Raw genomic sequence first — 15,895 nt, 5'->3', positions numbered from 1 at the left:
TATTCAGATGGATACATTAAAAATTAACGGACAGAAATTCATTCAGATTTCAAAGGGCGGTAGATTCAATTGTTTGTTATCAATGCAAGGCGACACAATTGTAAAATCAGAAGACTATTACTTTGAATTTAAAATTCTGGACATTGACGAAGATGGTACTAAAGACATTCGGGTTTTTGCATTTAGCAATACTCCAAATCAGTGTGACAATTATCTGTTCAACAAAAAATTGAAAACATTTATACTTGTCGAGAATTGTGCCTTTGATATCCAAAAAATAAAAGGAACAGACTTTTTTTATTGCTACAATCGTGCAGGTTGTGCCGATATGAATTGGGAAAGTCATTTGAGTAAAATTGAAAACTATAAATTAGTTGATTACGGTTACAAATACGGACAAGGTTGCGACTTTGAAATTGAAAAGAATCCGCAAATAATTAAAATTTACAAAGTGCTTAATTCAGATATGTACGCAAAGAAGTTGATAAAGGAACTCTCTTATCAAAAACACATTAAAGAATTTGGTAACAAATGGGATTTTGTAGCAAATTATTGGACAAAAAACTACAAGATGTTTGAAAATTGAAAAAAACGCCTATAAAATGAGATTAAAGTAAGATGACTAAAAGTTTGAAAAGTATTATTGGAATCGGAATTGGATTAATCTACCTATCCTCTCTGGCAATGGAATGTTATCTTGTTGATGGTGTTTCTTCAGTTGGTTCATTTGGACTAATTGCATTACTTTTAGGTTGGATGAATTTTGATATAATTGGATTGATTTGGTTTGCAAACCCATTATTTTTATATAGTTTATTTCTTTTCTTGTTTTCAAAAAACTCTAAATTGGCTTTAATCTTAAGCTTAATTTCATCAATTTTAGCCCTTTCATTTACTCAAGTTGAAAAAATAATAAAAAACGAAGGCGGATTTACTGGACAAATAACTGAATATCTATCAGGTTATTGGCTTTGGACAACAGCAATTATATTATTGTCTATGACCTTGATTTTAAATAGAATTTTGGAAAATAATAAAAACTATGCATAACACCAGAAGCCGTTGCACAAGCCCATGAAAAAGCTAATCTCAAATTTTATATCTTGGATTTTATCATCTGAAAACTCGGAAGTCAAAAAAACAAGATTGTCACTTTGGGAGAGACATCGAACAGTTAAAGACTATAGAAACGCTCTTGAATTAAGAATAATAAAACGCGCTGAAAAAGATGTACTTGAGGGCGATATCGACAAGGCAATTAGTAGATATGAAGGATTTTTCCAATACTATTCTTTCAACCAGAATTTGCATAACAAAATAGCTGAATTATATCTTCATAAAGATGATAAGGTTAGCGCTGGGCGATACCTCTTTTTGAAAGAAAATCTTTCAGAAACTGAAATGCAATGCGTTAGAAAGTTTAAAAAGTCTTGTGGTAACAGCTCGACTATTATTTTGAAAAAGCTATTGCCAAAGGAAAATTTTAGAGTTAAGGAATTAACGGACTATCAAAAAAATAAGCTGAAAAAATTAATTGATGATTCAACAAAGGAATCAGGAGTAACTCCAAATTTCTTAAAAGGAATTAAAAGATATTTAGAGAAAATAAAAGCTGTGCAGAACTAGGTGTATAGAGCCTACCTTCGGGATCCCCACCATACACAGCTCGTTAAGCTTAAGTTGAAAACAAAAACTACGAATGAGGAAACTTTCGACACAAAACTTAGATCTTCTACCAAATCCAAATGAACTTAGAAGAATCTGTAAATCTATAGCTGCATTAGAAGTGATTATTTGCCCTGAATGGGAATATAGATATTATTCATACCAAAAAGACTGGAGTGATACAGAGGAAGTTTGTGAAATGCGAAATGGACAGGGCGACCAAATGTTGATTCTGTTCAGTAATAATGGAATCTGTATTAATGGATTTGCTCATGAAAGTCAAATGAATGGATGGAAAAGTATTCCTATTGAAGAAAAGAAAACATTTGTTGATAAACTGTTTGGTTCAAAAAAAACTCAGCAAACAAAATTGATACAAGAAATAAATAAAGAAGTAATTGACCAATTGCCAGAGGTGTTTAATGAATTCATATTTGGCGAACCTGTTAAAAGTATTGGGACAACATTTTGTATATGGAAAACAATAGATGATTTTAATTGGACTACTGGACATATCGACTTTCCCAATGATGATTACAAAGATGGCTCAAGCGATTTACTTCAGCTTTTAGATGGAAAGGCTTTTACATATAAAGAATGGGCTGAAGAATATTATGAAGAGGAATTTAATGAAAGAGAACTAAAAATAGGACTAGTTGAAAAAATATATAATGGAGCGGTAATAACGAAAGATTTAGTACTAGAAATAAATCCTAATCTTGAAGATTTTGAAAAACTAAAATCGGACTTGAATGAGATTGGATATGAAAATGAAATATAGGAAAGCCAGTTGGTAGCACTGTATATACAAAATAGGCGAGATAGTAGTAAATTCAACTATTGTAGCCTGCTTTAAAATAGTGACGGTTTGATGAGTTTGAAGCTCGCAATTGCCTACTTTGCCTATACAAACACGTGGTATGTGACTTTAGAAAAATATCATAAATTTAAAAATAATGAGAGAAGCATTTAGATTTTATACAATCGCTTTCGGATTATTAATCGGAATTATTTTGATTATGTATTATTTCAGTGACTTTTTTATTTCCAGATTAGTCGGTGAACTAATGATAGTTTTTGGGTATGGATTTATAATATATTCCTTCATTATTGACAGATTTCAAAGACCTGTTTTAAAGAATAAAATTATACTACGGACTAAAAAATATAACTGGGTGTATGTGATTTTTTGGACATTCTTTGGATTGTTAAAAATTCGTAACGGATATACCGACTCTGTTCATCATGAATTATTGTTTGGTTTTCTAAAGGAGGATTATGCACAAGGTTTCGGTTTTATACTTCTAAGTGTCACCTTTTTGACAAAAAACATCAGGATTGATGAAAAAGGGATTCGGTTTCAAAAGCCATCTAGGGATCGGATTGATTTTTCAGAAGTGGAATCAGTTCATATTCAGCAGGAGTTGATTGAGATACGCACTGATTCGGAAGCGTATACTTATAAAATTCAAAAATTGACTGAAAAGGAAATCGCTGAAATATATAACAAGATAGAAACATTTAAAAAAAGTACGGTGGCACAACAGGCGGAATAGGTGCTAAGCTGGCATCCATCGGTTTTTATGGTTCAGGGTTTGGTGTATAAAAGTTGTATATTGGTGTGGAAACAACTATGGAATAGCAAACAGATGAAAAGAAACATACATTTGATGTACCTGCTACTCATGCTGGTTTTGAATATTTCTTGCGCTAAAAATAAGGGAAAGCTACAAGAATCAAAGGCACCTGAATTTTCAGGGAGCATACAAACCGATACGTTAACATTCACTTCGGGCATACGTGCCATTTTTCAAGATAGTAAAGGAAACTATTGGTTTGGTAGTCTTCAGGAAGGGGTGGCAGTTTACAATGGGCATACTTTCACCTACTTTACAAATACTGATGGTTTGTCTGATAATCAAGTACTCGCCATAAGAGAAGATAAAGAAGGCGTTATTTGGTTTGATACTCAAATGGGAGTGAGCAGTTACGATGGAAGCAGCATAACAAACCAAACCGACGCAGCCATAGTAACTTCACAAAATATGGTACCTATGCAGGGTAATGAATCTTTTCAAGAGGAATGGATGAAATCTAAAAACGATCTTTGGTTTGGAGCTGGCGTTAAAGAAGGAGTATATAGATTTGATGGGCAAGAATTGCAGTATTTGGCATTTCCGCCTCATAAAGTCCTTAACCCTAACGATAATTTATTTGCGGTAACCAGTATTTCGGAAGGGAAACATAATAGGATTTGGTTTGGTACCTACGCGGGTGTTTTTGGCTATAATGATAGTACTTTTACAGTGATCAACGATGCCACTTTGGGCTTTGACAGAACTATTGCCCCGCTTCATATTAGAAGTATTCTTGAAGATTCAAAAGGCAGGCTTTGGATTGGTAACAACGGAATAGGTGTACTGCTAAAAGAAGGGGATTCTATCATCAATTTTTCTGAAAAAAATAACTTAATTCACCCAACAAGTGAAAGAAAAGGTGATGCATCATTGCCGGGTACGCTAGAACACGTTTTTACCATTGCAGAAGATAGTAAAGGAACGATATGGTTTGGAGACAGAGATGCAGGAATTTGGAAATATGATGGAGTAAAGATGACGAATTACACTAAGAAATATGGATTGACAAATGATACTGCGTTAGCTATTTTTGAAGATGCTCATGGCAAATTGTGGTTTGGTATGCAAGACGGAAACGTATACATTTTTAATGGAAATACTTTTGAAAAGCAATTTTAAAGATACGAACGCACACCCCTTTATAAGCCTACTGTGGGCGAAAGGACTAAATTTATACTTATGAAAATTAAAATTACCCTCTTATTATTTTTAACTGTTTTGTTTTCTTGTAAAACAGACCCTAACCAACAAATTGATGAGGGAAAAATAACAGAAAACACCTACCATAATGAAGAAATTGGCTGGACTATGGAAATACCGGAAGGTTGGAATGTAACTCACAAAAGTGATGTAGATAGAAGAACTAAAAAAGGGTTGGAAGCGCTTAGTGAAACGTCAGGATTTGAAATTGATACAAGTGGATTAAAGCAACTTCTAAACTTTGAAAAAAATCGATTTAATATTTTTCAATCAACATCCGAACTTTTTGAAGTGGAGTATGAAGGGGAATGGGAAGAAACAAATGCTAGCGCAAAAGAGCTGATTTACTATGCCTATATGGAAAGAGGAATTCGAGCGGATTCAACCGCCATCAAAACCATTGTAATAGACGGAATGGAATTTCAGTTATACGGCTTTACCATTTACAATGCGAAAGGAGAAGTGCTTCTTAATCAACTAATTTATAGTAGATTGATTAATGGATATAGCTTTGGAGTCAGCATCCACTACAACAACGAAGCTGACAAAAAACAAATGTTAGATGCTTGGTTGAATTCTACATTTCAAAAGTAAAGAGGACTAAGTGGCTTTGTGACAAACCACTACGTAATATGCTCAAGTAAATATTTTTATAAATATGTAAATCTAGGAATAGTAAACGGATGAAAAGTATCTATACCATTACCATGGTTGGCTTGCTTGGGGCTTGCCAATCTCATACAAAGCCAAACCCCATACAACCTACCGAAACGGTGCAGCAAGTGGATACCACCACAAAACCCACTATCCCCATAACACCCGCCAAGCACGCATCTCATGAACTTGAGTTACCCCGTATAGGATCGTTTGAGTTATCTCAAATGAAAAAGGAAAGTGTTCACACCTATGGAGCAGGAGACTGTAGGGGAAACATAACAAAGTATTCTTTACCGGCTAAAGCTTTGGCTATTGATTCAATGTCATGTGGGGAGTATGGTTATGCATATACTTATTATCTGCTAAACGAACAGGATTCCATTCAAGCAGTGTATAGCAAAGAGTCAGAAATGATGTATAATCCCGAGGTAGCATCCTATAATTACATTCGGGAAGAACAGCTCATTGATTTCAAAGGAACTATAGCTATGTCAATGATCCGAACAGATACTATAGCTGATTACCATTTAAGAGAAGAGCGAATAGCTAAGGAATTTACAGACGCTCCCGTAACAGATAAACAAACAGTTTACAACCAATGGATGCTAAAATATCTTAAAACCTGGGAAATGGAACAAAGCAATGAATGAAATCAGTTTGAATAGGTGTTTAGAACGCTAGTATTTTAGATGATTAGTATGTTAGTTAGTTAGTTAGTTAGTTAGTTAGTTAGTTAGTTAGTTAGTTAGTTAGTTAGTGTTGTTTTCCTATCGGTGTCAGGAGCGGAGTCGAAGCTCTTATATGGAGTTGAAATAAAATCGAAATCTTTCGACTACTACGTAGGATGTCTTCGATCAAAAAGTTTTTTGTCCTCGATAATGCTCGAATTGACATAAGACTTATGAGGTAAGACTTTGTTTTGCGTAAGTCACGAGCGAGACGCTCGCGCTAGTGGAGGAATAACATTTGTTAGTACGTTGTTAGGTGACCTGTACCAAAATAATAGTACATAATTTTAATAATTAAATAAATATAAATGCGGTATATTCTAATTTGTATAGTTGCCATGCTTGTTTGTAGCGGCATGCATGCACAGGATGTTTTGATTTCGATACCTACACAAAAAGAACTTATCTGTGATATTAAAAATCCGTTAGAGGTACTTGCAAAACATATTAGTAGGGATTCACTGTACTTATATACCAACAATGGAGAAATAACTGATTTTACCATTAAGCCTTTAAGGGAAGGAGCTTCCTGGATTTCGGTAAACAAAATCACTGCCAAAGACACTATTGAATTAGATAAGGTTTACTTTAGAGCTGTTTCTATAGAAAAGTATTTGGAGCCTTCTTTGTGTAATTTAGGTTCCAATGCAACACTGCCTAAAGAGCATTTTAAAGTTTGCCGTATAATGGCTATGGTGGTTGGTTTGGATATCTGTGTGCAGTTACCTATACAGCAGTTTAGGGTAATAGTTATAAGAGAGAATGATGTTGTTTTTACAATGAAGGTAGCTACAGTGACTGAAAAAGAGACTTTGAAGGCTAAGTATGATTTATTGCAAAGCGGAGATGTGGTCTACTTTGTAGATATGGTAGCAACAGCCAATAATGAAAAGGAATACCATCTAAATGGTATGAAAGTGTATGTAGATTAGATGATATAGACTTTTAGATGGGTAGTGTTGTTTTCATATCGGTGTCAGGCTGATCGGATTCGAAGCCCTTGTAAGGAGTTGAGATAAAATCGAAATCGTTTCGATTACTTTGTAAGGTATCTTCGATCAAAAAGTTTTTGTTCTCGGCTACTGCGTAGGGTATCTTTGTCCAAAAAGTTTTTTGTCCTCGATAATGCTCGAACTGACAATGGATGTCACCTTGAGCGGAGTCGAAAGGCACTACATATTCATTTAAAAGGCTTCGGTACACTTTGTTTCATTGCATTCCACAAAGCACTCAGCCACCGATTCTATAAAGATTGTAAAACAAAAAACATCAGAGTGAAACTACTACCGGCCTACGAAGAGATTTCGTAAAATTTGCAGAGAGAGAACCGTATAACAGCTTATGCTGTTTGAGCCAGAAAATACATTATAAACAAGCTCATACATAGGAAATAATAAATATTAATCAACAGATGATTACCTTATTGGCGAGTTCATAAGGTGTAGGTTCCGAACAATAAATTTAGAAATCGGTTCGTAAGCCTAGACTTTTTTGTTTCTTTTTTTGGCAATGAAAAAAAGAATAACCCTGAAAGGGTAAAACTTGGCAATTACATGCAAACCGCAATTCTCATAAAAAACACACCCCTAACCCCTCTCAAGAGGGGAAGTAAACCTTCAATCATTCCTACTTAGATCATAAGATTCCGAGTCGCACGCGTAATGACTACTATTTTAAGATTAAGTACTCATTCACATCTACACTCCGTCACTTCGAGTGGTTTTTCGTAGAGCAACGGAGAAAAATTGTATCGAGAAGCACATTTCGATACATTTTGTCAACTTACTACGTGTTGCCAACACTCAATGAGACGAGAGATATTAGGAAACTTATAGTTAGAAGTTTAATATTCATTTCAAAACACAGAATAACAGTTGGCAGACCATCTGTAAGGATATAAGACTACACGACTTAAGACTTAGGATTAAAAAAAATCAGTATTCAACATAACAAAAAACTATCTGTACTTGGCATCAGTGTTACAAGATTCTCGATTACTGCGTAAGGTATCTTTGATTAAAAAGTTTTTGTTCTCGACTACTACGTAGGATGTCTTCGATCAAAAAGTTTTTTGTCCTCGATAATGCTCGAATTGACATAAGACTTATGAGGTAAGACTTTGTTTTGCGTAAGTCACGAGCGAGAGGCTCGCGCTAGCGAGGTGGCTATTTTAAAAGTGTTCAGTAAGCAGTATCTCACCAACAAATCGAATAATCTAATATACTAACAATCTAACCTACTAAAAAAAAAGGCTATGTAATGCAACACTATTTCCCTTCCGAAGAAGGGAATGCTATATGGTAGTCACTTACTCCCTTGTTTTTAAAAGCTTTAAAGTAATAATGAACTTTGCGCCTATGATAGGCCCTTGGTGGTGTAGATTGTTCTTAACCATCCAACGCCCGTTCTTTAGGGTTCCCACTAATTTGGAAACATCTTGTGTATAGAGTAGGGTGTTGCACAGGTTCTTTGGGCTTGCCGTAGCCACTAGTGGATGGTTGGCATCAAAAACGGCTGCATCAAAATAATCACCAATGGCAAAGAAATGATCGGATGGGAGTCCCATCGCTTTTCTACCGGAGGTATAGCTCATTTTAAGCGCATTGAATGCACTGTCACCACTTTCACTCGTATAAAACGTAGTTCTTTTGTGGGTGATGAGTCGCTGACCATAGTCTAGTAAGCGCAATTCTTCCAACGGATTGATACCAATATGAGAATCGGTACCAATGCTCCATTTTCCGCCTAAGGCTTTAAAATCATTGAAACGGAAGAGCCCGTCTCCTAAATTTCCTTCGGTAGTAGGGCAAAGAACCACATGCGCACCACTTGCTGCAATACCTTTTACTTCGCTATCATCTAAATGTGTAGCGTGTACCAAATGGAAATTAGGTTTTACCTGAACGGTGTCCAAGAGCCATTGTACAGGTCGTTTCCCATAGAAAGCCTGGCAGTCTTCAATTTCTTTTAATTGTTCCGATACATGAATATGAAACGGAATACTATCCGGTACTTGTTCACACAAGGCAACGATATCCTCTTTGGCAACTGCACGCAGCGAGTGTACACCCATTCCGTAGGTTGCGTTGTCATAGGTTTTACAGGCTTCTTTGGTACTGTCCACCAACGCCAAATAATCTTCTAGCGTAGGCGATAGGAAACGGCGCTGCTTATCGGTTGGCGCTTGTCCAAAACCACCTTTCTGGTAAAACATAGGTACCAGGGTGATGTGAATACCTGCTTTTTTAGCAGCTTTTATCAGGCGTAATCCCATCTCAGCTAAGTTCTCATAAGGAGAACCATCCGGTTGGTGATGCAAGTAATGAAACTCGGTCACAGCGGTATACCCGTGACGCACCATTTCGGCATAGAGTTGGGTAGCAATGGCTTCCAGATCATCGGGAGAAATGGTCAAAGCTAAGTCGTACATCGCATTGCGCCAGCTCCAGAAATCGTCCGGCACTCCAGAACCTTCATGCAATTCTGCCAGTCCTGCCATAGCATATTGAAACGCATGGGAGTGTGCATTTTGAAAACCGGGAAGCGCATAACCTGATACCGTTTCGCCTTCAGGCTCCGCATTGGGAGTGATGGAGGTTATTTTTCCGTTGGTATCTAGGGTAACTTTGGTATGTGTAAGCCAGCCTTGCTCGGTAAGCAAGCCTTTAAAATGATAGGTCTTTTCCATTATAATTTTGTCGCAATTAAATTGCTGAATACTTTCTGTAGGGTTGGTTGTAATGCTTCGGCATTCTCTTCGCTATAGGCTGTTTCACTTTCATTCATATAATTCACCTTGGCCATCTCTAGCTGAAGCGCATGGATGTTTTGAGAAGGCTTTCCAAAGCTACGCGTAATATAACCGCCTTTAAAAGGGAAATTATGGGTGACTTCATAGTCACTCGCTTCCAAAGCGCTTAAGGCTGCCTGTATCACTTGTGGTGCAGCGGAGGTTTCATCATTATCACCCAGTATCAATTCCGGGAACGGAGCTTTCTGAATACCCGGTACCATTTGGCGAATGGAATGTGCATCAAACAAAATAGCATAGCCGAACTCCTCTTTAAGGTCTTCTAAAAGGGCAGCTACCTTTCTATGGTATGGTTTGTAATACGCCTCAACACGGCGTTGTATTTCTGCCTCGTCCGGTGTAGCGTCTTTGTATAGCGGATTTCCGTTAAAGTCTGTGGTAGGAACCAGTCCGGTGATCACACGCCCATCATCATACAGCGGTTTGCTATCCGGATCTCTATTGAGATCAATCACCCAACGGTTGTAGTTAGCAGTGATCATGGTAATCCCCATTTCCGAAGCAAAACTGTATAACTTATCAATAAACCAATCGGTATCATCCGGATTGGTGATGGCATCATCGGTAAGCATGGCAGCAACTTCTTTTGGAAACTCAGTTCCCGAATGTGGTGAACTGATGAGAATAGGAACTTTGGTGGCGGTAGGCTCTATAACTGAATACAATTTCATACGTTTTCTTTTTGAAGGGGAAAGGTACTAATTCTTTCAGGAAAACAGTCTATTTTCATAGAGCGAGCGGTACTAAAGTCTTGTGAAATTTGCTAAACACTTCTTAAAAAAACACATTTTTGCGGTGTGAGAGTTGTTTGCTATGGAGAATCAGTGTAAGTTTAGTTCTGAAAAAAAATCAATATTGGAAAAAATGAAAAAAGTACTGGGAATTTGTTGTCTGTTGGTTACGATTGTAAGCTGTTCTTCTAAAAAAGCTTCACAAGATGCCTTGCAGGGAAATTGGCAAACGGCTATTAAGAAAAGTGACGCTATGGATATGAACAACTATATCATGAGCTTTCAAGATACCGCCTGCTTGTATATGTCACCCTATGCCTACTATTCCAAGTACAGCGTTGCCAACGATACACTGGCAATTATAGAGCCTAGCTATAACAAAGGAAATGCTACAGATTGGGAGCAAACCTCAAACTATATGTTTAAAATCGTGAACTTAGATGATACCGTGCTGGAACTGCAACCCATCTCGGAAGAAGCCAAAGGACTCTTATTGTTTACGGGGAACAAAAATGCGAGTACCGTAACCTTTGAAAAAATTCCGGTCATTGACAATACCCGACCGTTTCAGGGATTAGCATTTTACAGCACCGTGTGCTTTGGAGCGTGCCCCGCCATGTATGTAGAGCTTAAAGCGGATGGGAGCTTTACCTTTTTTGGAGAGCGCTACACCCAAAAAGAAGGATGGTACACAGGGAAGTTAAGTAAAGAAGCCATGCAGACTGTGCTAACACTGGTACAATCCATACCGTTAGAATCATTGGAAGCAAATTACAAAGCCAACTATACTGATGCTGCTTCACGCGCTGTGTTGATAAACTCGGGAGGGAAGGAGTATCAAACTACGGTATATGGTAGTAGCAAAGAACCTGTAGCCTTACGCATTTTGCTAGGGACGCTGCTAAAAATGTATGAACGTACCGAATTGAAAAAAGATCCAAATGCGGCAAATACCCTTAGTTATCCAGAATTCTACAAACGATAGTATTTCTTCTAAGCAAGTAAAGTTGATACACCTTTAGCTACTATCATGAAGTATAGTGGCTAAAGGGTGGATAGCGGTGCTCTTCACTTTTTTGGTCTATCCGAGGCTCTTATGGACTTCTGCCAGTAGCTTGTAAACTATTTCGCAAAGGCATTAAACTTTCCCAAAGATATTCAGTCTTAAAAATTGTATGAAACGTACTTCATCAATTAAAAAAATAATTCGATATTTGCGTTATTAATATTTAGTCTAAATAATGAGAAAGATCATATTCAGTTTATCAGCAGCATTTTTGACCACAGGTTTGTGGGCGCAACAAAATGCGTTGTTAGATAGAGCGTTTTGGGGAAACAACCCAAGTGTAGCTGAGGTTCAGGCAGCTATTAAAAAAGGAAATAGTCCGGTGGAAATGAACAACCGAAGCTTTGATGCCATTGCTACGGCGATCATGGCAGATGCTCCTATGGAAGACATTCAGTATCTAGTTTCGTTGAAGGAAACTGATATCAACACCATTACTCATGATGGAAGAACGTATATCTTCTGGGCTGCTTATAAAAATAATTTACCGCTTGTAAAATATTTAGTAGAAAATGGTGCTACCGTAAATTTAAAGGATGGTCACGGAATTCCATTGATGAACTTTGCTACTTATGGTAAAGTTACCGATGTAGCAATGTATGATTATCTAATTGCAAAAGGAGCTGACGTACAATTGACTACCAAAGATGGTGCTACAGTATTCTTGTTGGCCATGCAGTATATTCAGGACGACAGTTTGATCAAATTCTTTGAGTCACACGGTTTATCTTCGGAAACTGAAGATGCCAACGGAAACAATGCAATGTTCTATGCCGCACGTTCTGGGAATGCTACGATGTTAAAAACATTGAAAGCAAGAGGAATCAATTACAAAAAGCAAAACAAAGCAGGCGAAAACATTATCTTGTACGCTGCACACGGAACCCGAGGAGGAAATGCCAATCTGGAAACCTATGAATATTTGAAGGGATTGGGAGTACCGGTAAATACAGTAAGTGCAGAAGGAGATACGCCTTTGTTGTTAGCCGCCGGAAATGCAAAAGACCCAAGAGTAATTCAGTTTTTTATTGATAATGGGATAAATGTAAATGCAACCAATAAAGCTGGGGATAACGCATTGATCAATGCTGCGCAACGCAACAGCTATGATGTAGTAAAAATATTGGCCGATAAAACCAAGGATGTAAATCACAGCAATAAAGACGATAAAACAGCTTTGATGTATGCTGTTCAAGGAAACGATACCCAAACTGTGGCATTGCTTTTAGATAAAGGAGCAAAAGTATCTGCAGTGGATAATGATGGCCATACACTTTTATATTATTGGGTAAATGAGCGCGGTGCACGTGGGGTAAAACCAACTCCAAACATTGAAAAACTGCAGTTGTTAAAAGAGCACGGTTTTGATATTTCCAAAGCTGAACCTAATGGAAACAATCTTTGGCATCTTGCTGTAGAAAAAGGAAGTTTTGAACTCATGGAAATGGCTAAAGAAAGTAATGTAGCCATCAATGCCAAAAATAATGAAGGGTATACTCCTTTGTTATTGGCTGCTATGAATGCCAAGAATACAGAGATCTTAGAATTTTTAGTAGCCAATGGAGCAGATACCAAGAGCACTACCGATTTTGAAGAAACTGCTTATGATCTAGCTGCTGAAAATGAAGTATTGAAAAAGAATAAAGCATCCCTCACATTTTTGAAAAAATAAATTTATGAAATCACACTTAGTAAAAATAGCTGCTGCCGTTTTGGTAACGTTTAGTTTGTTCAGTTTTAGTATACACACCAATCCTGCAAACAAAACCGTAAAATGTTTGATACAAACCAAGAACTACGCAGGGGAAGGCGCCTATATCGCTGTATCATTACTGAATGATAAAGGAGCTTACGAACAAACCTTGTATATGGTAGGAGACGATGAAAAATGGTATGATACCTTAGTAGAATGGTGGCATCAATTAGGAGAAAAGGAAAGTGTAGATGCCATAAGTGGGGCTACCATAACTCCTGGTTCACGTTCTGTAGTAGCTTTTGAGATTCCTGCTGAAAAAATAGATCAAGGTTACAGCATTCGTTTTGAAAGCGCTGTAGAAGATCAGGAATATTATGAAAAAGACCTAGAAGTAGCCTTAACTTCTGCCAACTTACAAGGCAAGTTTGAAGGAGAAGGATACATCCGATACGTTCGTTTAATCGCTAAATAATCAAACGAAACGCATGACATTATCTATTTGGAGATATAGCCACTTAGCGTTGGCTGTATCTTCTTTTTTGTTTATTACCGTTGCCGCACTTACCGGTATTGTATTAGCTTTTGAGCCCATTGAAAAGGAATGGGAGTTGAGTGCAATTCCAACCACAGAAAATGTAACTGTTGCAGAAGCTATGAGCACCCTGCAAATGAATTATTTGGAAGTTCTGGAACTTTCGGTAACTCAAGATAGTCGGGTCAAAGCATCGGTGATCACAGAAGAAGGTGATGTCGCAAATTTCTACATCAATCCAAAAACGGGTGAAAAAGCCGGAGAACTGGCTGATGAAGCGGAGGTCTATACGTTTGCCAGAAGCTTGCACCGCTCGTTGTTCTTGAAAAGTACCGGTCGTTTTTTTATAGGGTTGACTTCCCTTTTGCTATTCGTGATTAGTATTACCGGATTGGTATTGATCATTAAACGACAACAAAGCATTCAAAAATTCTTTGCCAAGATTTTAAAAGACAATTTTTGGCAGTATGCACACACCTATTTTGGACGCTTGTTTTTGATACCTATTGTTTTGATAACACTTACCGGGGTATTGATGTCCTTGTTTCAGTTTCAGGTTTTTGAACATCCTACACTAGCTCATGAGTTGCAGGAAAACCTTTTGAAGGAAACCCCAAGTTTGGAAGTCGCCGACTTTCCAATATTTCAACAAACCCCATTATCAGAAGTTCGGTCTATAGATTTTCCATTCTCTTCAGATGTTGCTGATTATTACCAATTGAACTTGCAAGATCGTGAAGTACGCGTGAATCAATTTACCGGAGCAGTGTTAAGTGAGCGTTTGTATCCGTTTCAGGAATTAGCTTACCGATGGAGTTTTGATACGCATACCGGAGAAACCAATGCACTGTGGGCATTCGTTTTATTGCTGAGTGCTATCAGTATTCTATTCTTTATTGTATCAGGATTTAAATTGACTTTTAAACGACGTAAAGGCAGTATCAAAAATAAGTTCAAGGCTTCTGAAAGTACCCATGTAATTCTGGTGGGTTCTGAAACAGGAAGTACGTTTCCGTTTGCCATATGGTTGCAACAACAATTAATCGCCACGGGAAAAAAAGTATTTGTGGCTGAGATGAACGCGTACGAAACGTATCCAAATTTGGAACAGTTGCTTATTTTAACCGCTACTTATGGCGCAGGGGAAGCTCCTGTGAATGCTGATAAATTTATACAGCGTTTTCAGGAAACGGCACAAGGTACTTTTGAGTTTGCCATTGTTGGTTTTGGTTCGTTTGCTTACCCCGATTATTGCCAGTTTGCGTATGACGTAGAGCACGAATTGTTGCAATCTGAAACCGCTAAACCTTTACTAAACCTGCATACGGTTAACAATCGTTCTGCGGAATCTTTTAACCAATGGTTGTTACAGTACGGACAGGTGAGTGGGTTTGTTCCCGACGCTTATCAAAATGATTCTTCTAAAACCGCTAAAAGGAAAAAGAAATATCAGTTTGAAGTGATCGCTAGAACTGCATTGCAGCTTGAGCACCAAACTTTTATGATCACCTTACAAGGAAAAAAGGCTGGTACATTTACGTCTGGTGATTTGTTGGCCATTGCTCCGCAAAGCGATACGCATGATCGATTGTATTCCGTAGGAATGAATACAAAAAACCAGATTTTACTAAGTATTAAATTGCACGACAAGGGATTATGTTCTCAATTTTTAAATTCCCTACAAGTAGGCGATACCTTGCAAGCATCCCGAATGAAGAACAAGTCATTTTACTTTCCTAAGCAAGCGCGTAATGTAGTGATGATAGCTACCGGAACAGGTATTGCGCCGTTTCTGGGAATGGTGCAGCACAATTCAAAGAAAATACCCACACATTTGTTTTGGGGTGCACAAAATGCGACTGCTTTTGAGCACTATGCGGAGATCATCAATCCGGCTTTGGAAAGTAAACAATTATCGGAGTTTATACCTGCTTATTCCAGAGCAACGGAGACCAAAGTATATGTACAGGATAAAATCTGTAAAGAAGAACAATTACTAGCCAATACCTTTGAAAAAGGTGGAGTGGTTATGATCTGTGGATCCGTAGTGATGCAGAAAGCTGTATTAGAAGTGCTTTCAAAATTGTGTAAAACGCATTGTAAGTATGATCTAAGTCATTATCAGAAAAAAGGACAGCTCTTAATGGATTGTTACTAAACTGATTTAGTGTA

15 protein-coding genes are annotated in these 15,895 nt (G+C 37.5%); 13 read left to right on the top strand and 2 right to left on the bottom strand.

Annotated elements, in window-relative coordinates; translation table 11 throughout:
- Window positions 1-7 precede the first annotated feature (7 nt).
- From BM383_RS07670 to BM383_RS07630, 9 genes are all read left to right on the top strand, one after another.
- Window positions 8-586: a hypothetical protein gene (locus BM383_RS07670; protein ID WP_143106367.1), complete on the top strand. Its 579-nt coding sequence runs from the start codon at window positions 8-10 to the stop codon at window positions 584-586.
- Between the two features lie 32 nt (window positions 587-618).
- Entirely contained in the window at window positions 619-1,050 is a 432-nt protein-coding gene (locus BM383_RS07665; RefSeq protein WP_093024541.1) for a hypothetical protein, read from the top strand.
- 24 nt (window positions 1,051-1,074) lie between these two features.
- Complete coding sequence (locus BM383_RS07660; RefSeq protein WP_093024540.1) at window positions 1,075-1,626, top strand: DUF6584 family protein; 552 nt, start codon at window positions 1,075-1,077, stop codon at window positions 1,624-1,626.
- A gap of 73 nt (window positions 1,627-1,699) precedes the next feature.
- Window positions 1,700-2,446 (top strand): hypothetical protein, encoded by a 747-nt coding sequence (locus BM383_RS07655; protein WP_093024539.1) that lies wholly within the window; start codon window positions 1,700-1,702, stop codon window positions 2,444-2,446.
- A 175-nt stretch (window positions 2,447-2,621) separates the two neighbouring features.
- Complete coding sequence (locus tag BM383_RS07650) at window positions 2,622-3,221, top strand: hypothetical protein (protein ID WP_093024538.1); 600 nt, start codon at window positions 2,622-2,624, stop codon at window positions 3,219-3,221.
- Window positions 3,222-3,314: 93 nt separating this feature from the next.
- On the top strand, window positions 3,315-4,421 hold the full coding sequence (locus BM383_RS07645; protein WP_245766549.1) for a ligand-binding sensor domain-containing protein: 1,107 nt from the start codon (window positions 3,315-3,317) through the stop codon (window positions 4,419-4,421).
- 60 nt (window positions 4,422-4,481) lie between these two features.
- The gene (locus tag BM383_RS07640) at window positions 4,482-5,096 is read left to right on the top strand and encodes a hypothetical protein (protein WP_093024537.1); all 615 of its coding nucleotides are present in this window, start codon (window positions 4,482-4,484) and stop codon (window positions 5,094-5,096) included.
- 89 nt (window positions 5,097-5,185) lie between these two features.
- The gene (locus BM383_RS07635) at window positions 5,186-5,809 is read left to right on the top strand and encodes a hypothetical protein (RefSeq protein ID WP_093024536.1); all 624 of its coding nucleotides are present in this window, start codon (window positions 5,186-5,188) and stop codon (window positions 5,807-5,809) included.
- Between the two features lie 386 nt (window positions 5,810-6,195).
- A complete protein-coding gene (locus BM383_RS07630) occupies window positions 6,196-6,819 on the top strand; it encodes a hypothetical protein (protein ID WP_143106366.1) in 624 nt (207 codons plus the stop codon).
- Window positions 6,820-8,195: 1,376 nt separating this feature from the next.
- Here the strand turns inward: BM383_RS07630 and hutF are convergent.
- Window positions 8,196-9,575 (bottom strand): formimidoylglutamate deiminase, encoded by a 1,380-nt coding sequence (gene hutF / locus BM383_RS07620; RefSeq protein ID WP_245766548.1) that lies wholly within the window; start codon window positions 9,573-9,575, stop codon window positions 8,196-8,198.
- A complete protein-coding gene (locus BM383_RS07615; protein ID WP_093024532.1) occupies window positions 9,575-10,369 on the bottom strand; it encodes an N-formylglutamate amidohydrolase in 795 nt (264 codons plus the stop codon). The genes hutF and BM383_RS07615 overlap by 1 nt, the downstream gene beginning before the upstream one ends.
- Before the next feature lie 193 nt (window positions 10,370-10,562).
- Here BM383_RS07615 and BM383_RS07610 point away from each other — a divergent pair, with 193 nt between their 5' ends.
- The 4 genes from BM383_RS07610 to BM383_RS07595 all read left to right on the top strand — a co-directional run bounded on the left by BM383_RS07610 (window position 10,563) and on the right by BM383_RS07595 (window position 15,881).
- Window positions 10,563-11,414 carry a DUF6438 domain-containing protein gene (locus BM383_RS07610; RefSeq protein WP_143106365.1) on the top strand — a complete coding sequence of 284 codons (852 nt, stop codon included), beginning with the start codon at window positions 10,563-10,565 and terminating at the stop codon, window positions 11,412-11,414.
- A gap of 256 nt (window positions 11,415-11,670) precedes the next feature.
- Window positions 11,671-13,167 (top strand): ankyrin repeat domain-containing protein, encoded by a 1,497-nt coding sequence (locus BM383_RS07605; protein WP_093024530.1) that lies wholly within the window; start codon window positions 11,671-11,673, stop codon window positions 13,165-13,167.
- 4 nt (window positions 13,168-13,171) lie between these two features.
- On the top strand, window positions 13,172-13,663 hold the full coding sequence (locus tag BM383_RS07600; RefSeq protein WP_093024529.1) for a DUF2271 domain-containing protein: 492 nt from the start codon (window positions 13,172-13,174) through the stop codon (window positions 13,661-13,663).
- A gap of 13 nt (window positions 13,664-13,676) precedes the next feature.
- Window positions 13,677-15,881 carry a PepSY domain-containing protein gene (locus BM383_RS07595; RefSeq protein ID WP_093024528.1) on the top strand — a complete coding sequence of 735 codons (2,205 nt, stop codon included), beginning with the start codon at window positions 13,677-13,679 and terminating at the stop codon, window positions 15,879-15,881.
- Window positions 15,882-15,895 lie beyond the last annotated feature (14 nt).

Source organism: Pustulibacterium marinum (assembly GCF_900116665.1).
Taxonomy (GTDB): domain Bacteria; phylum Bacteroidota; class Bacteroidia; order Flavobacteriales; family Flavobacteriaceae; genus Pustulibacterium; species Pustulibacterium marinum.
Note: the sequence above shows the minus strand (reverse complement) of the source record. Positions and strands in the feature narration are given on the sequence as shown.